The organism is Parahoeflea olei (assembly GCF_001703635.1).
GTDB lineage: Bacteria > Pseudomonadota > Alphaproteobacteria > Rhizobiales > Rhizobiaceae > Hoeflea > Hoeflea olei.
The window spans coordinates 254,765-273,917 of the sequence record NZ_LQZT01000042.1; the positions used below are offsets into that span (position 1 = coordinate 254,765).

At 66.1% G+C, this 19,153-nt stretch carries 13 protein-coding genes; 9 read left to right on the top strand and 4 right to left on the bottom strand.

The features are described 5' to 3' along the window. The first annotated feature begins 84 nt into the window (after positions 1-84). Both AWJ14_RS18030 and pdeM read left to right on the top strand, forming a co-directional pair. The gene (locus tag AWJ14_RS18030) at positions 85-2,613 is read left to right on the top strand and encodes a ligase-associated DNA damage response DEXH box helicase (RefSeq protein WP_066182774.1); all 2,529 of its coding nucleotides are present in this window, start codon (positions 85-87) and stop codon (positions 2,611-2,613) included. Between the two features lie 23 nt (positions 2,614-2,636). After that, positions 2,637-3,353 (top strand): ligase-associated DNA damage response endonuclease PdeM, encoded by a 717-nt coding sequence (pdeM, locus tag AWJ14_RS18035; protein WP_066182776.1) that lies wholly within the window; start codon positions 2,637-2,639, stop codon positions 3,351-3,353. Between the two features lie 48 nt (positions 3,354-3,401). Here the strand turns inward: pdeM and AWJ14_RS18040 are convergent, their stop codons facing one another. From AWJ14_RS18040 to AWJ14_RS18050, 3 genes are all read right to left on the bottom strand, one after another. Beyond that, a complete protein-coding gene (locus tag AWJ14_RS18040) occupies positions 3,402-4,208 on the bottom strand; it encodes a TIGR02186 family protein (protein WP_066182494.1) in 807 nt (268 codons plus the stop codon). After that, positions 4,208-5,134 (bottom strand): sulfite exporter TauE/SafE family protein, encoded by a 927-nt coding sequence (locus tag AWJ14_RS18045; protein WP_066182497.1) that lies wholly within the window; start codon positions 5,132-5,134, stop codon positions 4,208-4,210. Before AWJ14_RS18045 ends, AWJ14_RS18040 begins: the two co-directional genes overlap by 1 nt. 255 nt (positions 5,135-5,389) lie before the next feature. After that, positions 5,390-9,244 (bottom strand): SEL1-like repeat protein, encoded by a 3,855-nt coding sequence (locus tag AWJ14_RS18050; protein WP_066182500.1) that lies wholly within the window; start codon positions 9,242-9,244, stop codon positions 5,390-5,392. Positions 9,245-9,605: 361 nt separating this feature from the next. On the opposite strand from AWJ14_RS18050, the gene AWJ14_RS18055 reads away from it, so the two are divergent. From AWJ14_RS18055 to AWJ14_RS18085, 7 genes are all read left to right on the top strand, one after another. Beyond that, positions 9,606-10,007, top strand: coding sequence for a MerR family transcriptional regulator (locus tag AWJ14_RS18055; RefSeq protein ID WP_083220358.1), 402 nt, complete (start codon positions 9,606-9,608; stop codon positions 10,005-10,007). 323 nt (positions 10,008-10,330) lie between these two features. Continuing rightward, complete coding sequence (locus tag AWJ14_RS18060; protein ID WP_066182505.1) at positions 10,331-12,127, top strand: acyl-CoA dehydrogenase C-terminal domain-containing protein; 1,797 nt, start codon at positions 10,331-10,333, stop codon at positions 12,125-12,127. A gap of 142 nt (positions 12,128-12,269) precedes the next feature. After that, entirely contained in the window at positions 12,270-13,442 is a 1,173-nt protein-coding gene (locus tag AWJ14_RS18065; RefSeq protein WP_083220344.1) for an acyl-CoA dehydrogenase family protein, read from the top strand. A 4-nt stretch (positions 13,443-13,446) separates the two neighbouring features. Next, positions 13,447-14,100, top strand: coding sequence for a glutathione S-transferase family protein (locus AWJ14_RS18070; protein ID WP_066182507.1), 654 nt, complete (start codon positions 13,447-13,449; stop codon positions 14,098-14,100). Between the two features lie 32 nt (positions 14,101-14,132). Then, complete coding sequence (locus AWJ14_RS18075) at positions 14,133-15,341, top strand: acetyl-CoA C-acetyltransferase (protein ID WP_066182510.1); 1,209 nt, start codon at positions 14,133-14,135, stop codon at positions 15,339-15,341. Between the two features lie 8 nt (positions 15,342-15,349). Further along, positions 15,350-15,946: a cysteine hydrolase family protein gene (locus AWJ14_RS18080; RefSeq protein WP_066182512.1), complete on the top strand. Its 597-nt coding sequence runs from the start codon at positions 15,350-15,352 to the stop codon at positions 15,944-15,946. After that, positions 15,943-18,156, top strand: coding sequence for a 3-hydroxyacyl-CoA dehydrogenase NAD-binding domain-containing protein (locus AWJ14_RS18085; protein WP_066182515.1), 2,214 nt, complete (start codon positions 15,943-15,945; stop codon positions 18,154-18,156). Before AWJ14_RS18080 ends, AWJ14_RS18085 begins: the two co-directional genes overlap by 4 nt. 52 nt (positions 18,157-18,208) lie before the next feature. Here AWJ14_RS18085 and AWJ14_RS18090 read toward each other — a convergent pair whose 3' ends face one another. Next, on the bottom strand, positions 18,209-19,018 hold the full coding sequence (locus tag AWJ14_RS18090) for a class I SAM-dependent methyltransferase (RefSeq protein WP_066182518.1): 810 nt from the start codon (positions 19,016-19,018) through the stop codon (positions 18,209-18,211). Positions 19,019-19,153: the final 135 nt, after the last annotated feature.

Here is a 19,153-nt window from a genome sequence, read left to right on the forward strand (position 1 = left end):
GTTTGCGTGACGGTTCGGCTTGGAGCGGCGGCACGGCTGCACTAGATTGGTGTGGTGAGCACCGAATCCTCCCCGGCCCCCGATATGCCGGCCCCCGACAGGACTGACACGGCCCCGGCCTTCACGCTGCCCGAGCCCTTCCACGGCTGGTTTGCGAGCCGCGGCTGGCGGCCGCGCGCGCATCAGCTCGAGCTTCTGGCAGAGACCTCCGCCGGCCGCTCGATGCTGCTGATCGCGCCCACCGGTGCGGGCAAGACGCTGGCAGGCTTCCTGCCGAGCCTCACGGAGCTTGCGGCGCGCGGCAGGCCAAAACCGGGCACGGCCGGATATGGCTCGCTGCACACGCTCTATGTCTCCCCGCTCAAGGCGCTCGCGGTCGACATCGAGCGCAATCTGGCGCGCCCCGTGGACGAGATGGGGCTCAAGATCCGGATCGAGACCCGGACCGGCGACACGCCGCAGTCCAAGCGCGCCCGGCAGCGCACCGATCCGCCCGACATCCTGCTGACCACGCCCGAACAGGTGTCACTGCTGATTGCCAATGGCCAGGCCGAGCGACTGTTTTCGGGGCTCCGATATGTGATCTTCGACGAATTGCACTCGCTGATCGCCTCCAAGCGCGGGCATCTCTTGTCACTGGCGCTGGCGCGGCTGAGGAAGCTCGCGCCCGGGATGAAGACCATCGGCCTGTCGGCGACGGTGGCGGATCCCGAGGAATTGCAGCGCTGGCTCACGCCGCAACCACCCGAGGGCGAAGCGCTTGCGGGCCGGATCACGGTGGCGGGCGGGGCGAGCCCGGTCATCACCATTCTCGAAACCGAAGAGCGGATTCCCTGGTCGGGGCATTCGGCGCGCTACGCGATCACCGACATCTACCGCACCATCGGCGAGCACCGCACCACGCTCATTTTCGTCAACACCCGCAGCCAGGCGGAACTGGTGTTCCAGGAGCTGTGGCGCGTCAATGACGACAGCCTGCCGATCGCGCTGCATCACGGCTCGCTCGACGCCGCCCAGCGGCGCAAGGTCGAGGCGGCGATGGGGCGCAACGAATTGCGCGCCGTGGTCGCCACCTCGACGCTCGATCTCGGCATCGACTGGGGCGATGTCGACCTCGTCATCCATGTCGGCGCGCCCAAGGGCGCGAGCCGGCTCGCGCAGCGCATCGGCCGCGCCAACCACCGCATGGACGAGCCGAGCCGGGCGATCCTGACGCCAGCCAACCGGTTCGAGGTGCTCGAATGCCAGGCGGCGATCGACGCCAATTACGCGGGCGCGCAGGACACGCCGCCGGGCGGCGACGGCGCACTCGACGTGCTGTCTCAGCATGTGCTCGGCATGGCGGCGGCGGCGCCGTTCGACGCCGACGATCTCTATGCCGAAGTCACCAGCGCTTCGCCCTATGCGCGGCTCGATCGCGATACCTTCGACAAGGTGATCGACTTCGTCGCCACCGGTGGCTACGCGCTCAAGAGCTACGAGCGCTATGCCCGCATCCGCAAGCGCGCCGACGGGCTGTGGCGGATCTCCAATCCGCAGGTGGCGCAGCAGTACCGGCTCAATATCGGCACCATCATCGAGGCGCCGATGCTCAATGTGCGGCTCACGAGCCGCAAGAACGGCGTGCTCTCGGGACGCGGCGGTCCGCCGCTCGGCAAGGTCGAGGAATATTTCCTGGAATCGCTGGCGCCGGGCGACACCTTCTTGTTTTCGGGAAAGATTCTCAGATTCGAAGGCATCCGCGAGAATGAATGCCTGGTCTCGCGCGCCTGGGACCAGGACCCCAAGGTGCCCGCCTATGCCGGAGGCAAGTTTCCGCTGTCGACCTATCTCGCCGACAGCGTACGGGCGATGATCGCCGATCCGGCCCGGTGGGGCGCGCTGCCCGAGCAGGTGTCGGACTGGCTCCGGCTGCAGAGCCAAGTCTCGCAGCTGCCCGCGCGCGACAGCCTGCTGATCGAGACCTTCCCGCGCGCCGAGCGGCACTACATGGTGTTTTATCCGTTCGAGGGACGCGTCGCGCACCAGACGCTCGGCATGCTGATCACGCGGCGGCTCGAACGCATGCGCGCCGGCCCGCTCGGTTTCGTGGCGACCGACTATTCGCTCGCGGTCTGGGCGCTTGAGGACATGGGCGCGATGATCGCGGGAGGACGGCTCGATCTTGGCGAGCTTCTGGACGAGGACATGCTCGGCGACGATCTGGACGCCTGGCTCGACGAATCCTGGCTGCTCAAGCGCACCTTCCGCAATTGCGCCGTCATTTCCGGGTTGATCGAGCGGCGGCATCCGGGAAAGGAGAAGACCGGGCGGCAGGTCACGGTCTCGGCCGACCTGATCTATGACGTGCTCCGCAGCCACGAGCCCGACCACATCCTGTTGCGCGCGACCCGCGCCGACGCGGCGCAGGGGCTTTTGGACATTGTCCGGCTCGGCGCTATGCTCAAGCGAATCAAGGGCCATATCCGCCACCGGGCGCTCGAGCGGATCTCGCCGCTGGCCGTGCCGATCATGCTCGAGATCGGGCGGGAAACGGTGGCCGGCGAAGCCCATGAAAGCATTCTGGCCGAGGCGGCGGAGGATCTGCTGGCCGAGGCGCAAAACCTCGCATGAACGGAACAACGATGCACGGGCCGATGTCCGCCTTCAAGACCGCCCAGGACGCAGCCGGACCGGCCGCGGTCGAGATCGACGTGAACGGCACGCCGGTCGTCTGCGACCGGGCGGGCGTGGCGTGGCTGCCGCAAAGCCGGGCGCTGGTGGTTTCGGACCTGCATCTGGAAAAGGGCGCGGCGCATGCGCGGCGTGGCTTTCTGCTGCCGCCCTACGACACGGCGGCCACGCTTGCCCGTCTTGCCGCCGCGGTGCTGGCCTATGATCCGCGGCTGGTGATCAGCCTCGGCGACAGCTTTCACGACCGGACCGGCTCCGAACACCTGCCGCCCGCCTACCGGCAGGAGCTGCAGGCGCTGCAGCGCGGACGCGACTGGGTCTGGATCGAGGGCAACCACGATCCCGAGCGCCCGGCGGGCCTCGACGGCGCCTGGTCGCGCGAGCTCTATCTCGAAACCCTGGTGTTCCGCCACGAACCGGGCAAAGGTGCGGCTGAAGGCGAGGTCGCCGGGCACCTGCATCCGGCGGCGCGCGTGGTCCGGCGCGGCAAGGGCGTGAAACGGCCCTGTTTCGCAAGCGACGGCAGCCGGTTGTTGATGCCCGCCTTCGGTTCGACCACCGGCGCGCTGGAACTCAGGCACCCGGCCATGCGCGGGCTGTTTGACCGGAACCGGCTGATCGCCCACCTGATCGGCCGCGACCGGCTCTATTCGGTCGCCTTCAACCGCATGAACGGCTGACCGCCCGCCCAGCGCCGGGGCGCCGGACGCGCGCCTTGCGCCGCAGGGTCAGTCCTTGCGGAAGATCAGGCTCGACAGCCAGCCGGTTATGCCTGCGAGAAACACCGCGAAGATGCCGTAGGCCAGGCTGTAGCTATGGGCGGAATTGTAGATGAACTGCTCGAGGCCAGTCTTGACCACCCTGAGCGGGATCGCCTTTTCCATCACGAACACGCCGTTCTTGTACAAAACCGCGCGCACCTCGTGCTGGCCGACGGGAATGTTGGCCGGAAGCCGCACCGAGGCGCGGAACAGGGACTTGGAGATGAACCGCACGCCGGTGGGATCGCGCTGGTAGAGCCCGCCGCTCTGCTTGATCCGCCGCAGCGCGTCGCGGAATTCGCTCACGCGCGAGCCGTCCCCGATGCCGCCGGTGGGGATCAGCCGGATATTGTTGATGCCGATGTCGCGGGCCGCCAGGTCCATCATGCTGGAGATGTTCTGGATCGGCCGCGTGCTCGACATCGAATAGGAGGCCGGGATCGGTTCAAAGCTGATCGAATGGCGGTTGATCCAGATGCCCGCCACCCGCTCCTTGCGGCGTACGGTGGCGGCCTGGCGCGGCCCTTCGAGCGCCACCACGATGTCATAGGCGAACGTGGACAGCAGCAGCTCGTCGGCGCCATCGATGGCGCCGAACACGGTGATTTCGGTTCCCGAAAAATCCGAGGCGATGGCGATCTCGTTGGTGGAGATGCCGATGTCGATGCGCTCGGAGAACTTCTCGTTGATCTTGACCGAGGGATCGACCAGCTGTGCTGCCGCCGGCAGGACCGACAGCGCAATCGCTGCGAGGGAAAGGACCGCCGCGCGCATCAGAACCCGAAGCTCCCGCTGACGACCGAATAGACCTCGTCGGGCGGCAGCACCAGCCCGAAGGCAAGCCTGATGGCAACCGCCAGAACCAGGAGCGCAAGGCCTGCGCGCAACTGCTCTCCGCGCATCTTCTGCCCCACCCGCACCCCGTATTGCGCACCGATCACGCCCGCCGTCATCAGCAGGAAGGCAAGCACGATGTCGACGGTGAAGTTGGTCGTCGCCTGCACGATGGTGGTGAAGGCGGTGACGAAGATGATCTGGAACAGCGAGGTACCGATCACGACATTGGTCGGAATCCGCAGGAGGTAGATCATCGCCGGAACCATGATGAAACCGCCGCCCACGCCCATGACCGAGGTGAGGATGCCGATGGCAAAGCCGAGCATGATCACCGGAATGACGCTCAGATAGAGCTTGGAGCGCTTGAAGCGCATCTTGAAGGGCAGCCGGTGCACCCAGTTGTGCTGGCCGGGCTTGCGCAGCGAGACCGGCTGGTTCTTGGACGCGCGCCGGAGCGAGATCACGCTTTCCCACAGCATCAGCCCGCCGACCGCGCCGAGGAAAACGACATAGAGCAGTGAAATGATCAGATCGAGCTGGCCGACCCGGCGCAGCATGGTGAAGATCTGGATGCCGAGCGTGGCCCCGGCCAGACCTCCGATCAGCAACACCACGCCGAGCTTGATGTCGAGCGTGCCGCGGCGGAAATGCGCGAGCGCGCCCGATACGGACGAGGCCACCACCTGGTTGGCGCCGGTGGCGACCGCCACGGCGGGGGGAATGTTGTAGAAGACCAGCAGAGGCGTGATCAGGAACCCGCCGCCGACCCCGAACATGCCGGACAGGAACCCCACCGCCGCACCCATCCCGAGGATAACGAGGATATTGACCGACAGTTCGGCGATCGGCAGGTAAATCGTCACCTTGCGCCCCCGGGCGTCAACGGCTGGGAAAAGGGTTAAGCCAGGCTTTGCCTCGCAAAACCGTATTGCGCGTTTCGGACCGCCGAGTCAAACCGAATGGTATCGCTTTGAAAAGAGAAGCGTTTCCCGCGATTGGTTTTTCCGCTGCGGCCACGCTTTCGCCTCTTCCCCGATCCGGTGCCGGACGCGGCGGACGGCGCCCGGATGCGAATCCGTCCCGGCTTGCACGCAAGGGCGCAGAGGCGCCCTGCCTGCTCAACCGTTGCGGGCAAGCAGCTCCTTGACCAGGCGGTCGTCGATCTCTCCGTTGGGCTCCATGCCGATCGAGGACTGGAAGGCCTTGATGGCGCTGGTGGTCTTGGCGCCCATCACGCCGTCGGGCATGCCGGCGTCGAAGCCGTTGTTGTTGAGGATCGCCTGGATGTTGCGGATCGCCTTCTTCATGTCGACCGACGCGGTCTGGTCGCTGCCGCCGCCCCAGGAGGCGGGCACGTCCACCGCATTGGCGTCCGGATCGACGGGCTTGGCGGTCCAGTTGGCGACGGCGGCGCGGGCCGCTTCCACCTGTTCGGGACGGAGCGCGTTGAAGACCTCGTCGCGCTTGGCCGCGGCATCCTTGTCGCCGTCATTGGCGGCAATCGCGAACCATTTGTAGGACTGCTCGAGATCGCGGGCGACGCCGTCGCCGCGGGCATAGAGAATGGCGAGGTTGACCTGGCTGTCGCGGACGCCGACTTCGGCCGCGCGCTTGAACCAGTCCGCAGCGTTGTCGTAGTCCGGAGCTGCGCCGGCGGTGGCATAGAGCACCGCCAGATTGTGCATGGCGCTGACATTGCCCTGCTCGGCGGACATCTGGTACCACTTCTTGGCAGCCTCGATGTCGCGCTCGACGCCGCTGCCCTTCTCGTAGAAATTGGCAAGACGATACTGCGAAGGCGCATGGCCGAGATTGGCCGCGCGCTGATACCAGGACGCCGCGGCGGCAAGATCGACCGGAAGACCGCGGCCATCGGTGAAGCGGGCGCCGATTTCGTAGAAGGCGAGCGGGTTGCCCGCATCGGCTGCCGCCTTGAGCGCAGGCGAGAGCGCCCCTTCGGGCAGCGCCGCAAGGTCGGTGGCAAGCGTCGTGTCTGCGGCCGCACCCGGAGCTGCTTCGCCAGCCGAAATCGCCGCGGTCGCCTCCTCGGAGGTGGCAGTGGTGTCGGCCTCGGCAGGCGCGACGGCCGTCTCGCGGGCAGCGTCCAGCCCGGCAGCCTGTCCGTTCACCGGCGCATCCTCGCCCGGCTCGACCACGCGAACCTGCGGCAAGCGCGGTTCGGCGGCCAGTTCGGGCGCATCGACGGCCGCATCCGCAGCGGCGCCCTCTTCCGCAACCGGCGCGGGCTCGACGATTGCCGGCTCAAGCGCGGCCCGGTTCTCGCCACCGCCGGAGACGAGACCCGAGACCAGCGGGAACGCCATGATCGCGAGCAGCACCGCGCCCGCCGCCATAAGGATCGGGCGGCGGCGTGATTTCAGGACTTCGAGAAAGCCGCTGCCACCACCCTTGCGGCCCTTGCCGATGGTTTCAACTTCCGCGGCCGCTGCCATGGCGGCGCGGCGCGCGGACGCCAGGAACTCGGTCTTTTCCGAGCCGTCTTCGGCTGGCTTGCCGCCGCGGGCGCGTTCGGCGGCCTGGGCTTCCCGCACCTTCTGCAGGATGCGGTTGATGTCGGGCGCGCCCGAGCCCGGCTCGAGCGGCATGTTGGCGGTTTCGCGGTCGAGTTCCATCGAGGGATCGAGCGGCGGCGCGTCCACTTCGGTAAATTGCGGCTCGGCAGGCGCGCGGTTCGCATCCTTGCCCGGCAGGATGCGGGCGGCGAGACCCGAAAGGAAGGATCTGTCACCGGTCGCACCGGCCGGGGCGTCGGCGTCTTCGGCGTCGCTCTGGCTTGCGGCATAGGCCGCGGCCAGCGCTGCGGCTTCCGACGGCGTGCGCGCAGGCTGGGCCTGCCGTGGGGCGCGGTCGCGCCCGGCGAACGGGGTGTCGTCGCCCTGCTGCATCGCCTTGTCGAGCGCCTCGGTGGAAGCCTGGGGCATGGCCGTTTCGATGGCGCTGCGGGCATCGGCGACCGCGTCGCGCATGTCGTTCAACCCGGCCCGCTGAACCGAAGCCGGAGCGACGTCGAGCCGTTCCAGCCGGTCGGCGATCTTGAGCAGGGTGTCCTGCACGGCCTCGAAGGCGCGCATGGTGCGGTCGTCGGACTTGCGGCTCAAGCTTTCGAGCGCCTTGAGATCGTCGGCAAGCGCGGTGATGATCTCAATATTGGCAATCGACTGCGGGGTCTGGTCCCCGCCCATCTTGCCGGCATAGGCGCTGAGCGCGGCCTCGGCGGCCTGGCGCGCGGCTTCCACCACGAATTCGTCGCTGGTGGCCAGATGCTCCTCGATCGAGGCGAAGCGTTCGTCGAAGGCCTGCGCATCGGCACCGGCGGGCGCGGAACTCACCAGCCGCGAGAGATTGGCGATCTGGTCTTCGAGGCCGCGCAAGGCTTCGTCGCTCGGGCCGGCATGCATGCCGCTCGACATGTCGAGCCGGTCGGCGATGTCGGCGAGCCGGGCTTCAAGCCCCTCGATGCCGGGGAAGGCCATGTCCGGCGCGGGCGTGGCGCGATCGAGCCGGGCGGAGATTTCAGCCAGCTGCGCCTCGACATTTTCGAGCCCGCTCACCGGCTGCATGGCGATGCCGGCGGCGCTCAGTTCGGCGCGCTGAAGCTTGGAGGCGATGTCGGCCAGCCTGGCGTCGAGCGTTTCGAGACCGGGCAGCGGGTCGATGGCGCGCGAGGCGGTGGCTTCGGCCCGTCCGATCAGGGCCTCAAGCCGGCCGATGACGGCGTCGGGCACGGCCGCGGGTTCCTGCGCGGGCATGGCAAGGTTGTCGATCTGCGCGGCGAGCTGGTCGAGACGGGCCAGCAGAGACCGGTCGACGCCGCGGGTGTCGAGCGCTTCGATCTTGCCGGAAATGTCGGTGAGGGTATCGGCGAGGTCGGGCATGCGTTCGCTCCGCGCGCCGTCCTCGATCATCGCCTGCAGGCGTTCGATGCGGGCATCGAGGCGCGCCACCGTATCCTCTTCGGCCAGTTGCGCCACGCGCGCGGCCAGATGCTCGATCCGGTTGCCGATATCGGTCTGCGGCGCGGCCGGCTCGAGATGGTCGATCTTCTGGGCGAGCGCGGCAAGGCGGGCTTCCAGCCGCTCGAAAGGAGCGGGGTCGACCGGCGCGGGCACCGGTGCCGGCAGCGCCGCAATCGCGCGGGTGATCTCGTCGAGCCGCCGGCCGAGACCGTCGAACTGGCGCGGAAGGTCGGCGGTCAGAGCCGGTTCGCGGGTCATCGCCTCGATCGACCGCGACAGCTCCGCGATCTTGTCCTCGATCGCCTGGGCCTGCCCGGTGGCGGGCATGGAGGCCAGCACGCCGCGGATGTCGTCGACACGGTAGGCGAGATTGACGAGTTCGTCGCGCAGACCCGCGACATCGAGGCCGGAGACCTGCTCCTCCATCGACCGCCACCGGTTCTCGAGCGCGCGGACGCTGTCCTCGCGTGCCAGCCGGTCGACCATCGAGCGCATCGAATCAAGTTCCAGGCGCAGCGAATCGGCGCCGCCGTCATGGGATCCGAGCGCGTCGATCGCAGCGGAGATGCCGGCGAGATCGCGGCGCAGGTCCTGCGGCAACGCCTGGTCGCGGGCCTCGGCGCGCAACTCGCCCATCTCGCGGCGCAGCGCCGCCATTTCCCGGATCAGGATCTGGCTCATGTCGTCGGCCGGACGGGCCGGCTGCGCCGGTGCGGGACGCGCGGCGGCCTGGTGGCGGGGATCGGGACCGGTGGCTGCGGCAGCCGGGGCGCGGCGGGCGGCGTCGAGCGACTGCTGGCGCGCACGGATGCCTTCGAGAAGGTCGGCCTTGATGCCCGCCGGTGCGGCGTGCTGCGACTGCGGCCGCGCGGCAGCGCCGTTGCGTCCGAGAATGTCTTCAATTCGCGCTTCCAGGCCCTCGATCGTGCGATTGAGGGCGTCGAGCGATGTCTCGCCCGCGCCAGACCTGTGAGAAAAAGATCGCGATCCGTTCATTGCCGTTTCCGCTTCGCGTTGTTGTCTGGAGCCCCGGGGCTCCACCCCCTGCGCAGACGATCCCTGACACCTTGAAGCTGCGGCGGACATGTCGCGCGCTTCGGGGAGCCAGGCACCAAACCGGAAACTACAAGATACATTGACCCGGGCTTACTGCTCTTGATGCGCACAATCCGCGAAACGTGGTAAACAAGCCGTTAACCAAGGTTACTTTTCTTTGCCGCTGATCCGGAATTCGCCACGACTTGACGGTTCGGAAGGTTTAATGGCACACCGCCTACCTCATTTGTGGTGAAACAGCGTCCTGACGGCTCCGGCCTTCCCTGCCGGCGAACAATGAATGACCTGAGCAATGAACGACATGAGTGAAACCGGCGCGAACCAAGACGAACCGCTCTACAAGATCGGCGACCTGGCGCAGGAATTCGGCGTTACTCTGAGAACGCTGCGGTTTTACGAGGACAAGGGCCTGCTCAAGCCCACCCGCGCCGGGGTGACGCGGCTGTTCACCAAGCGCGATCGCGCCCGGCTCAAGCTCATCCTGCTCGGTAAGCGCGTCGGCTTCTCGCTGACCGAGGTCAAGCGCATGATCGACCTTTACGATCCGCGCGGCAAGAACACCGCCCAGCTCAAGGTGGCGCTGTCGAAGGGCGAGGCGCAGATGCGGGTGCTTGAGGAGCAGCGCGCGAGCATCAACACCGCCATCGAGGAACTCGAGCGCACGATCGAGGTCGTCCGCGAGATGCTGCGCGAATCCGAATAGCAGCGTCCACGGTCTTTCCGTTCGGCATCGCCCCGCCCCCTATGGCGGGGTTTTTTGATGGGCCGGAACTGCATCTGCGCTCTCCGCGGACAGCTGCCGCCGCCTTCGGCGGCAATACGGGCACTCACGATATTTTGCAAAATTTTCAATCGCAATTGCTGAAAACCGGCTGTTTTCGGGCATTTTTGATCACATGGTCAAGCATCGAAGCATGTTCGCGCCATTTTTTACGTTTACGCGAACGTCAAAATTAGGTAAGCAGGCTCGCGAGGAACGCCGGGTTATTGTGCCTGCTGCGAGATCAAGACGAGGGATGAGGAACCATGCCAGTTTTCAAGGCACCGGTCGACGATACGCTTTTCATTCTCAACGACGTGCTCGGCTACGAGCGCTACATGAACCTGCCCGGCTTTTCCGACGCGAGCCCCGATATCGTCGAGGCGGTGCTGCGCGAGGGCGCGCGGCTGTCCGAGGAAGTGCTCTTGCCGCTCAACCAGGTGGGCGATCGCGAGGGCTGCGTGCGCCATGACGACGCCTCGGTGACGACGCCCACCGGCTTCAAGGATGCCTACCGGCAGTATTGCGAAGGCGGCTGGCTCGGCCTCGCCGCCCCTGCCGAATTCGGCGGCCAGGGACTGCCCTACACGCTGCACACGGCGGTCTCGGAATATCTGATCTCCGCCAACATGGCGCTGATGATGTATCCGGGCCTGACCCAGGGCGCGATCGCCGCGATCGTCGAGCACGGTACCGAGGAGCAGAAAGCCAGGTATCTGCCGAAGATGATCGAAGGCACCTGGACCGGCACCATGAACCTGACCGAGCCGCATTGCGGCACCGATCTCGGCCTGCTGCGCACCAAGGCCCTGCCCAATGGCGACGGCAGCTACAAGATCTCCGGCCAGAAGATCTTCATCTCCGCCGGCGACCACGACATGTCCGACAACATCATCCATCTGGTGCTCGCCCGCATCGAGGGCGCTCCGGAAGGGGTGAAGGGCATCTCGCTGTTCATCGTGCCGAAATTCATGGTCGGCGACGACGGCGAGCCGGGCGCGAAGAATGCGGTGAGCTGCGGCTCGCTCGAGGAGAAGATGGGCATCCACGGCAGCGCCACCTGCGTGATGAACTATGACGAGGCCACCGGCTACCTGATCGGCGCGGAGAACGCGGGCCTCAAGGCCATGTTCGTGATGATGAACGAGGCGCGACTCGGCGTCGGCCTGCAGGGCCACGCCATGGGCGAAGTCGCCTACCAGAATGCCGTCGCCTATGCCCGCGACCGGCTGCAGGGCCGCGCACTCTCGGGTCCCAAGCACCCCGACAAGAAGGCCGATCCGATCATCGTGCATCCCGACGTGCGGCGCACGCTGATGACGATCCGTGCCTTCAACGAAGCCGGCCGCGCCTTCATGCTGTGGACCGCGCTCAAATCCGACGTCAAGCACAAGTCCGAGGTCGAGGCCGATGTGCAGCAGGCCGACGACCTCCTGAGCCTGGTGACCCCGGTGGTCAAGGGCGTGCTCACCGACAAGGGCTTCGACCATGCGGTGATGGCGCAGCAGATGTTCGGCGGCCATGGCTATATCGAGGAATGGGGCATGAGCCAGTATGTGCGCGACGCCCGCATCGCCATGATCTACGAGGGCGCCAACGGCATCCAGGCGCTCGACCTGGTCGGCCGCAAGCTCGGCCAGAACGGCGGCCGCGCGGTGATGGCCTTCTTCAAGGAGGTCGGCGACTTCTGCGAGGAGAACCGCGACAATCCGGAACTGACGCTCTACACCAAGGGCCTCAAGAAGGGATTGAACGACCTGCAGGCCGCCACCATGTGGCTGATGCAGAACGCCATGGCCAAGCCCGACAATGCGGGCGCGGCCTCCACCGACTACATGCACCTGTTCGGCCTGGTAACGCTTGGCTACATGTGGGCGCTGATGGCCAAGGCCGCGGTCGAGAAGCGTGCGGCAGGCGCGGAGGGACAGGAGGAGTTCCTGGCGAACAAGCTGCTGGTCGGCAAGTTCTACATGGAACGGGTGATGCCGGAGACCGGCCTGCGCAAGGCACGGATCGAGACCGGCAGCGACACCATGATGGAGCTCGCGGAAGCGGCGTTCTGAGGATCCGGAGCGGGCGCGGGTCCTTGGCCTGCCCCTTCCGATGGTTGCGGCACGGCCGCGCCTCTGGACCGCGGCTTCGAGCCGTTGCAGACTGAATGGCGGGCAGGTCTCTTGCCCGCCACGGGATTTTCGGGAGGAATTCATGGCGACTTTACCGTCGGAAGTGCTTGGCGTGCCGCGTCCTGACTGGATGGACGACGATGTCGCCATGCTCGAGGACATGGCCTATCGCTGGCTCGAGGCCGAGGTGGCGCCGCATTACGAGCGCTACGAGAAGCAGGAAATGGTCGACCGCAGCGCCTGGGAGGCGGCCGGCGCCGCGGGGCTGCTCTGCGCTTCCATGCCCGAGGAGTATGGCGGCGCGGGCGGCACCTATGCGCATGAGGCGGTGATCGCCGAAGCGCTCGGCCGCACCGGCACCGACGGCTTCGGGATCGCGCTCCACAACGCCATCGTCGCCCCCTATATCCTGCATTTCGGCTCGGAAGAGCAGAAGCGCAAATGGCTGCCGAAAATGGCAACCGGCGAGATGATCGGTGCCATCGCCATGACAGAGCCCGGCGCAGGCTCGGACCTGCAGGGCATCAAGACCACCGCCCGCAAGGACGGCAACCACTATGTGCTCAACGGCTCGAAGACCTTCATCACCAACGGGCAGCACGCCAACCTGATCATCGTGGTAAGCAAGACCGACCCCACCAAGGGCGCCAAGGGCGTGTCGCTGATGGTGGTGGAGACCGACGATGCGGAGGGGTTTCGCCGCGGCCGCAACCTCGACAAGGTGGGGCTCAAGACCAACGACACCTCGGAGCTGTTCTTCGACGACGTGCGCATTCCCACGGCCAACATGCTCGGCACCGAGGAAGGCCAGGGTTTCGTGCAGCTGATGACGGAGCTGCCGCAGGAGCGGCTGCTGATCGCCAACCAGGCGATCTCGATGATCGAGCGGGCGCTGGCGGTGACCATCGACTACGTCAAGGAACGGCGCGCCTTCGGCAAGGCGATCATCGAGTTCCAGAACACCCAGTTCAAGCTCGCCGAACTGAAGTCGGAAGCGGCGATGGCGCGGGTGTTCGTCAACCATTGCATCGGAGAGCATCTCAAGGGGCGGCTCGACACCACGACGGCCTCGATGGCCAAGTATCTGACCTCGGACCTGCAGTGCAAGGTCGTCGACGAATGCCTGCAGCTGCATGGCGGCTATGGCTACATGAACGAGTATCCGATCGCGCGGATGTTCCGCGACGCCCGGGTGCAGCGGATTTACGGCGGAACCAACGAGATCATGAAACTGTTGATTGCCAGGAGCCTTTGAGACGATGACCGATTTTACACTCGATTGTTTTTTGGAAAGCGGCAATGCCTACAAGGCGGCGCTGATGCTGGAACTGTGCGGCGCCGACTGGGCCCCGCGACGCATTGCCTTCTTTTCCGGCCAGACCCGTTCGGACGAATACAAGGCGCTCAACATCATGGGCGAGGCCCCGGTGCTCACCCATCACAAGGTCGATGGCGACGTGGTGCTGAGCCAGTCCGGCGCGATCCTCGACTACCTGTCGCGCGAATTCGACCGGTTCGGCCCGGCCAATGACGGCGAGCGGAGGGAGATCCTGCGCTGGATCCTGTGGGACAACCACAAGCTCACCAGCTACACCGCCACGGCGCGGTTCATGAGCCTGTTCCAGAACAAGGGCGAGGACCCGATCACCAAATTCTTCGCCGCCCGGGCGGCGAATGCCTGGAAGGTGCTCGACACGCATCTTCAATCCCGCGACTTCGTGGCCACCGGCCATCCGACGATCGCGGACCTGTCGCTGTGCGGCTACCTGTTCTGGCCCGATCAGATCGGCATGGACACGGCCAAGCACCCGCATATCGCCGCCTGGCTCGACCGGATCGCGGCGCTGCCGGGTTTCAAGCGCCCCGAAGAGCTGATGCCGAGCGGCAAGGACCCTGCCACGGCCACCGCCTGACACGAACACGAATAACCCTGGAGATCACCCTGATGGCTGATGTATTTGTATATGACCATGTGCGCACCCCGCGGGGGCGCGGCAAGAAGGACGGCAGCCTGCACGAGGTGCCGTCGGTACGCCTCGCCGCCCACACGCTGAACGCGCTGCGCGACCGCAACGGGCTCGACACCCGCAAGGTCGACGACATCATCATGGGCTGCGTCGACGCGATCGGCGAGGCCGGCGGCGACATCGCCCGCGCCGCCACCTTCGAGGCCGGCTATGCGACCGAAGCGCCCGGCATCCAGATCAACCGCTTCTGCGCCTCGGGCCTCGATGCGATCAACCTGGCAGCGGGCAAGATCGCCCAGGGTGCCGACGACATCGTCATTGCCGGCGGCGTGGAATCGATGTCGCGCATCGGCATCGGCGCCCAGGGCGGTGCCTGGTTCATGGATCCCTCGGTCAACATCCCGGCCTATTTCATGCCGCAGGGGGTCTCCGCCGACCTGATCGCCACCAAATACGGGTTCTCGCGCGACGATGTCGACGCCTATGCGGTGGAAAGCCAGAACCGCGCCGCCCATGCCTGGAAGAACGGCTATTTCGACAAGTCGGTGGTGCCGGTCAAGGACATCAACGGACTGACCCTTCTCGATCGTGACGAACACATGCGCCCGGGCACCGACATGCAGGCGCTCGCAAGCCTCAACGCCTCGTTTGCGATGATGGCCGACATGGGCGGCTTCGGCGCCGTCGCCATCCAGGCGCACCCGGAAGTCGAGGCCTTGAACCACGTCCACCACGCGGGCAATTCGTCCGGCATCGTCGATGGCGCGGGCCTGGTGCTGCTCGGCTCCAAGAAGGGCGGCAAGACCATGGGCCTCGAGCCACGGGCACGGATCAAGGCGTTTGCCAATATCGGCTCCGACCCCGCGCTGATGCTGACCGGCCCGGTGGACGTCACCGAAAAACTCCTGAAGCGCGCCAAGATGAAGATTTCGGACATCGACCTGTTCGAACTCAACGAGGCCTTTGCCGCCGTGGTGCTGCGCTACCAGCAGGCCTTCGACATTCCCTCCGACAAGATCAACGTCAATGGCGGGGCGATCGCCATGGGTCATCCGCTCGGCGCCACCGGCGCGATGATCCTCGGCACCGTGCTCGACGAACTCGAACGCCGCAACCTCAACACCGCGCTCGTGACGCTGTGCATCGGCGCCGGAATGGGCACCGCAACGATCATCGAACGGGTTTGAGACCTGTCATGGGACGGCACCCCCATACGGCCCTGATCCTGGTCGATGTGCAGAAGGCCTTCCTCGAATGGGAGGCAGGCGGCATGCGGCGGAACAATCCCGACGCGCTCGCCAATATCACCCGGCTGCTCGCCGCGTTCCGGCGCGCGGGGGCACCGGTGATCCACATCCGCCATGCCTCCCGTGAGGCCGGCTCGGCGCTCAATCCGGAGAAGCCCGGCTATGCGCCGATCGACGAGGCGCGCGAGATCGCCGGCGAAGCCGTGATCGTCAAGCACGTCAACTCGGCCTTCATCGGCACCGATCTGGAAGACCGGCTGCGTCGCGACGGCATCGCCACACTCGTCATCGCCGGCATCACCACCAATCACTGCGTCGAAACCACGACGCGGATGGCGGGCAATCTCGGCTTCGACGCCCGCCTGGTCGGCGACGCCTGCTACACTTTCGACCGCAGAGGCCATGACGGGCGACCGGAAACGGCGGAAAGCATTCACGCCATGACGCTGTCCAATCTGAACGGCGAATTCGCCACAATCGAAACCACGGAAAGCCTGCTTGCCGCGCTCGACGCCAGCGCCGCAACCGATGGAGGACCACAATGAGCAATGAGATTTACACCGTAGACGTCGACACCGACGGCATCGCGCTGGTGACCTGGGACATGGCCGGCCGGTCGATGAACGTGTTCACCCAGGAGGCACTGGAGCAGCTCGACGCGCTGGTCGACCGCTTCATCGCCGACGACCAGGTCAAGGGCGTGGTCTTCACGTCCGGCAAGTCCAGCTTCTCCGGCGGCGCGGACCTGACCATGATGAAGACCATGCTGGCTTCCATGGCCGCGGAAAAGCGCACCAATCCGGACAATGCCCAGAAGCTGCTGTTCGACCTGGTTGGCAAGATGAGCTGGCTGTTCCGCAAGATCGAGACCGGCGGCAAGCCGTGGGTGTCGGCGATCAACGGCGTGTGCATGGGCGGCGCGTTCGAGCTGTCGCTCGCCTGCCATGGCCGCGTGGTGGCGGATTCGCCCGCCGTCAAGCTGGCGCTGCCCGAGGTCAAGGTCGGCATCTTCCCGGGCGCCGGCGGCACCCAGCGCGTGCCGCGGCTCACCAATGCGCAGGATGCGCTGCAGATGATGACCACCGGCCAGTCGCTGACCCCGGCCCGCGCCAAGGCCATGGGCCTGGTGCACGAGGTGGTCGAGCCCAAGAAGCTGATTTCCGCAGCAAAGGCGATGATCAAGGGCGGGCTGTCGCCGGTGGCGCCGTGGGACGTCAAGGGCTTCAAGCTGCCGGGCGGGCAGATCTGGTCCGCCCAGGGCGCACAGCTCTGGCCCGCAGCGTCCGCGATCCTGCGCCGCGAGACGCAGGACAATTACCCCGCCGCCAAGGCGATCCTCAAGAGCGTGTTCGAGGGGCTGCAGGTGCCTTTCGACACGGGCCTCAGGATCGAGCAGCGTTATTTCAGCCACATCCTGCAGACGCCGGAAGCGCAGTCGATGATCCGCTCGCTGTTCGTCTCGATGCAGGAACTCAACAAGGGCGCGCGCCGGCCCGAGGGGATCAAGCCCACCAAGTTCCGCAAGATCGGCGTCGTCGGCGCCGGTTTCATGGGCGCGGGCGTGGCCTATGTGACGGCCAAGGCCGGCATCCCGGTGGTGCTGATCGACCGCGACATGGAGGCTGCCGCCAAGGGCAAGGCCCATTCGGAAGACCTCGTCAAGAAAGGCATGCAGAAGGGCAAGACCACCAAGGAAGAGGGGGAGAAGCTTCTGTCTCTCATCACCCCCTCGGCCGACTATGCCGATCTGGCCGACGCGGACCTGGTGATCGAGGCCGTGTTCGAGGACCGTGACGTGAAGAAGGCGGTGACCGAGTCGATCGAGGCCCAGATCCGCCCCAACACGGTGTTCGCATCCAACACCTCGACGCTGCCGATCACCGGGCTTGCCAAGAACTCGAAGCGTCCGAAGAACTTCATCGGCATCCACTTCTTCTCGCCGGTCGACAAGATGATGCTGGTGGAGATCATTCTCGGCCGCAAGACCTCGGACAAGGCGCTGGCCGTGGCGCTCGACTATGTCGCCGCCATCAAGAAGACCCCGATCGTCGTCAACGACACCCGCGGCTTCTTCGTCAACCGCTGCGTACTGCGCTACATGAACGAGAGCTACAACATGCTGGCCGAAGGCGTGCCGCCGGCGATGATCGAGAATGCCGCGAAGATGGCCGGAATGCCGGTCGGACCTCTGGCGCTCAATGACGAAGTCGCCATCGACCTGTCGCTCAAGATCCTGCGCGCCACCGTTGCCGATCTCGGCGAGAAGGCGGTCGATCCGCGCCATCTCGCGCTGGTCGAGCGCATGGTCGAAAAGGAAGGCCGGCTCGGCCGCAAGAACGGTAAGGGCTTCTACGACTATCCGGCCAAGCCCGCCAAGAAGCACCTGTGGCCGGAACTCAAGACGCTCTACCCGCAGCAGGACCCGGCCAAGGTCGATGTGCAGGAGCTCAAGAACCGTTATCTCGCGGTGATCGCGCTCGAAGCCGTGCGCACGGTCGAGGAAGGCATCGTCACCGATCCGCGCGAGGCCGATCTCGGCACCATCCTCGGCTTCGGCTTCGCGCCCTATACCGGTGGGGCCTTGAGCTATATCGACACCATGGGCGCCAAGGCCTTCGTCGAGATGTGCAAGGGGCTCGCGCGCAAATATGGCCGCCAGTTCCGCGCGCCCAAGCTGCTCGTCGAAATGGCGGAGAAGGGCGAGACCTTCTACGGCCGCTTCAATCCCTATGGCGAGGCCAAGGCCGCGGCTTGACCGCAGCCCCAGCACAGCATGCGCAAACGGGCCTTCGGGCCCGTTTGTCGTTTCAGGCCTTGCTCGCCGTCAGTGTGTAGCACAGCGGCAGCTGCGCGGCCTGATCGCGGTAGATGTCGTAATCGACCTCGCGGTTGGAATGGGGATATTCCACGAGTTCCGTGATCCGCAGTCCCGCCCGGATGCAGCTTGTGACGATCTCGCCCATGGTGTGGAAATACCAGTAGGAGGGCGAGGCTTTCCCGGTCGCGGCGCCATCATAGACAATCTCCTCCTCGCCCACGATGGGCTCGGTGCGGAAATAGGATTCGCTCATCCGGAACGGATCTTCGGCGTGCGGTTCGAACATTTCGAGCACCGGATGGGTCTCGTAGATCACCAGTGTGCCGCCGGGCGCGAGCAGCGAGGCTGCGACCTCGAAGAACGCCGCAAGGTCCGGCATCCAGTTGAGCACTCCGATGGTGATCAGCGCCAGATCGAAGCCGCCCTGGAGATCTTCGGGCAGATCGTAGACATTGGCGCGAAGCAGCCGGCAATGCCCGCCATGGGGCGAGACCGCACGCAGCTCTTCCGCCTGGGCGATGAACCCGTCCGACTGGTCGATGCCGGTGGCTTCGGCGGCGCCGAGCGCCATCAGCGAGAGCACTTCGCGGCCATTGTTGCAACAGATCTGCACCGCGCGCGTCCCCTTGACGCCGCTGCGCTCCAGCACCTGCGTGATCACCGGGTCGAAGGTCGAGAACCCGGGATCGGCGAAACCGCTGAGCTGGCGCTGCCAGTCCGCACTGTCGCGGTGCCGTGCGGCAGACGCATTCCAGGCCATCCGGTTGGCCGCGACGGCCACATCTCTTTGCGTTGTCATGTCGTCTTCTTTCGTGGTGATCGTGCTGGCCGCAAGCCATGCGCCAGCCCGGCGCGTCATACCGGCTACAGGGGCGAATCGGGTCGGGGCCCCACCATGCCCGGCGGACCAGCCCAGGACAAGGACGCGAAAATC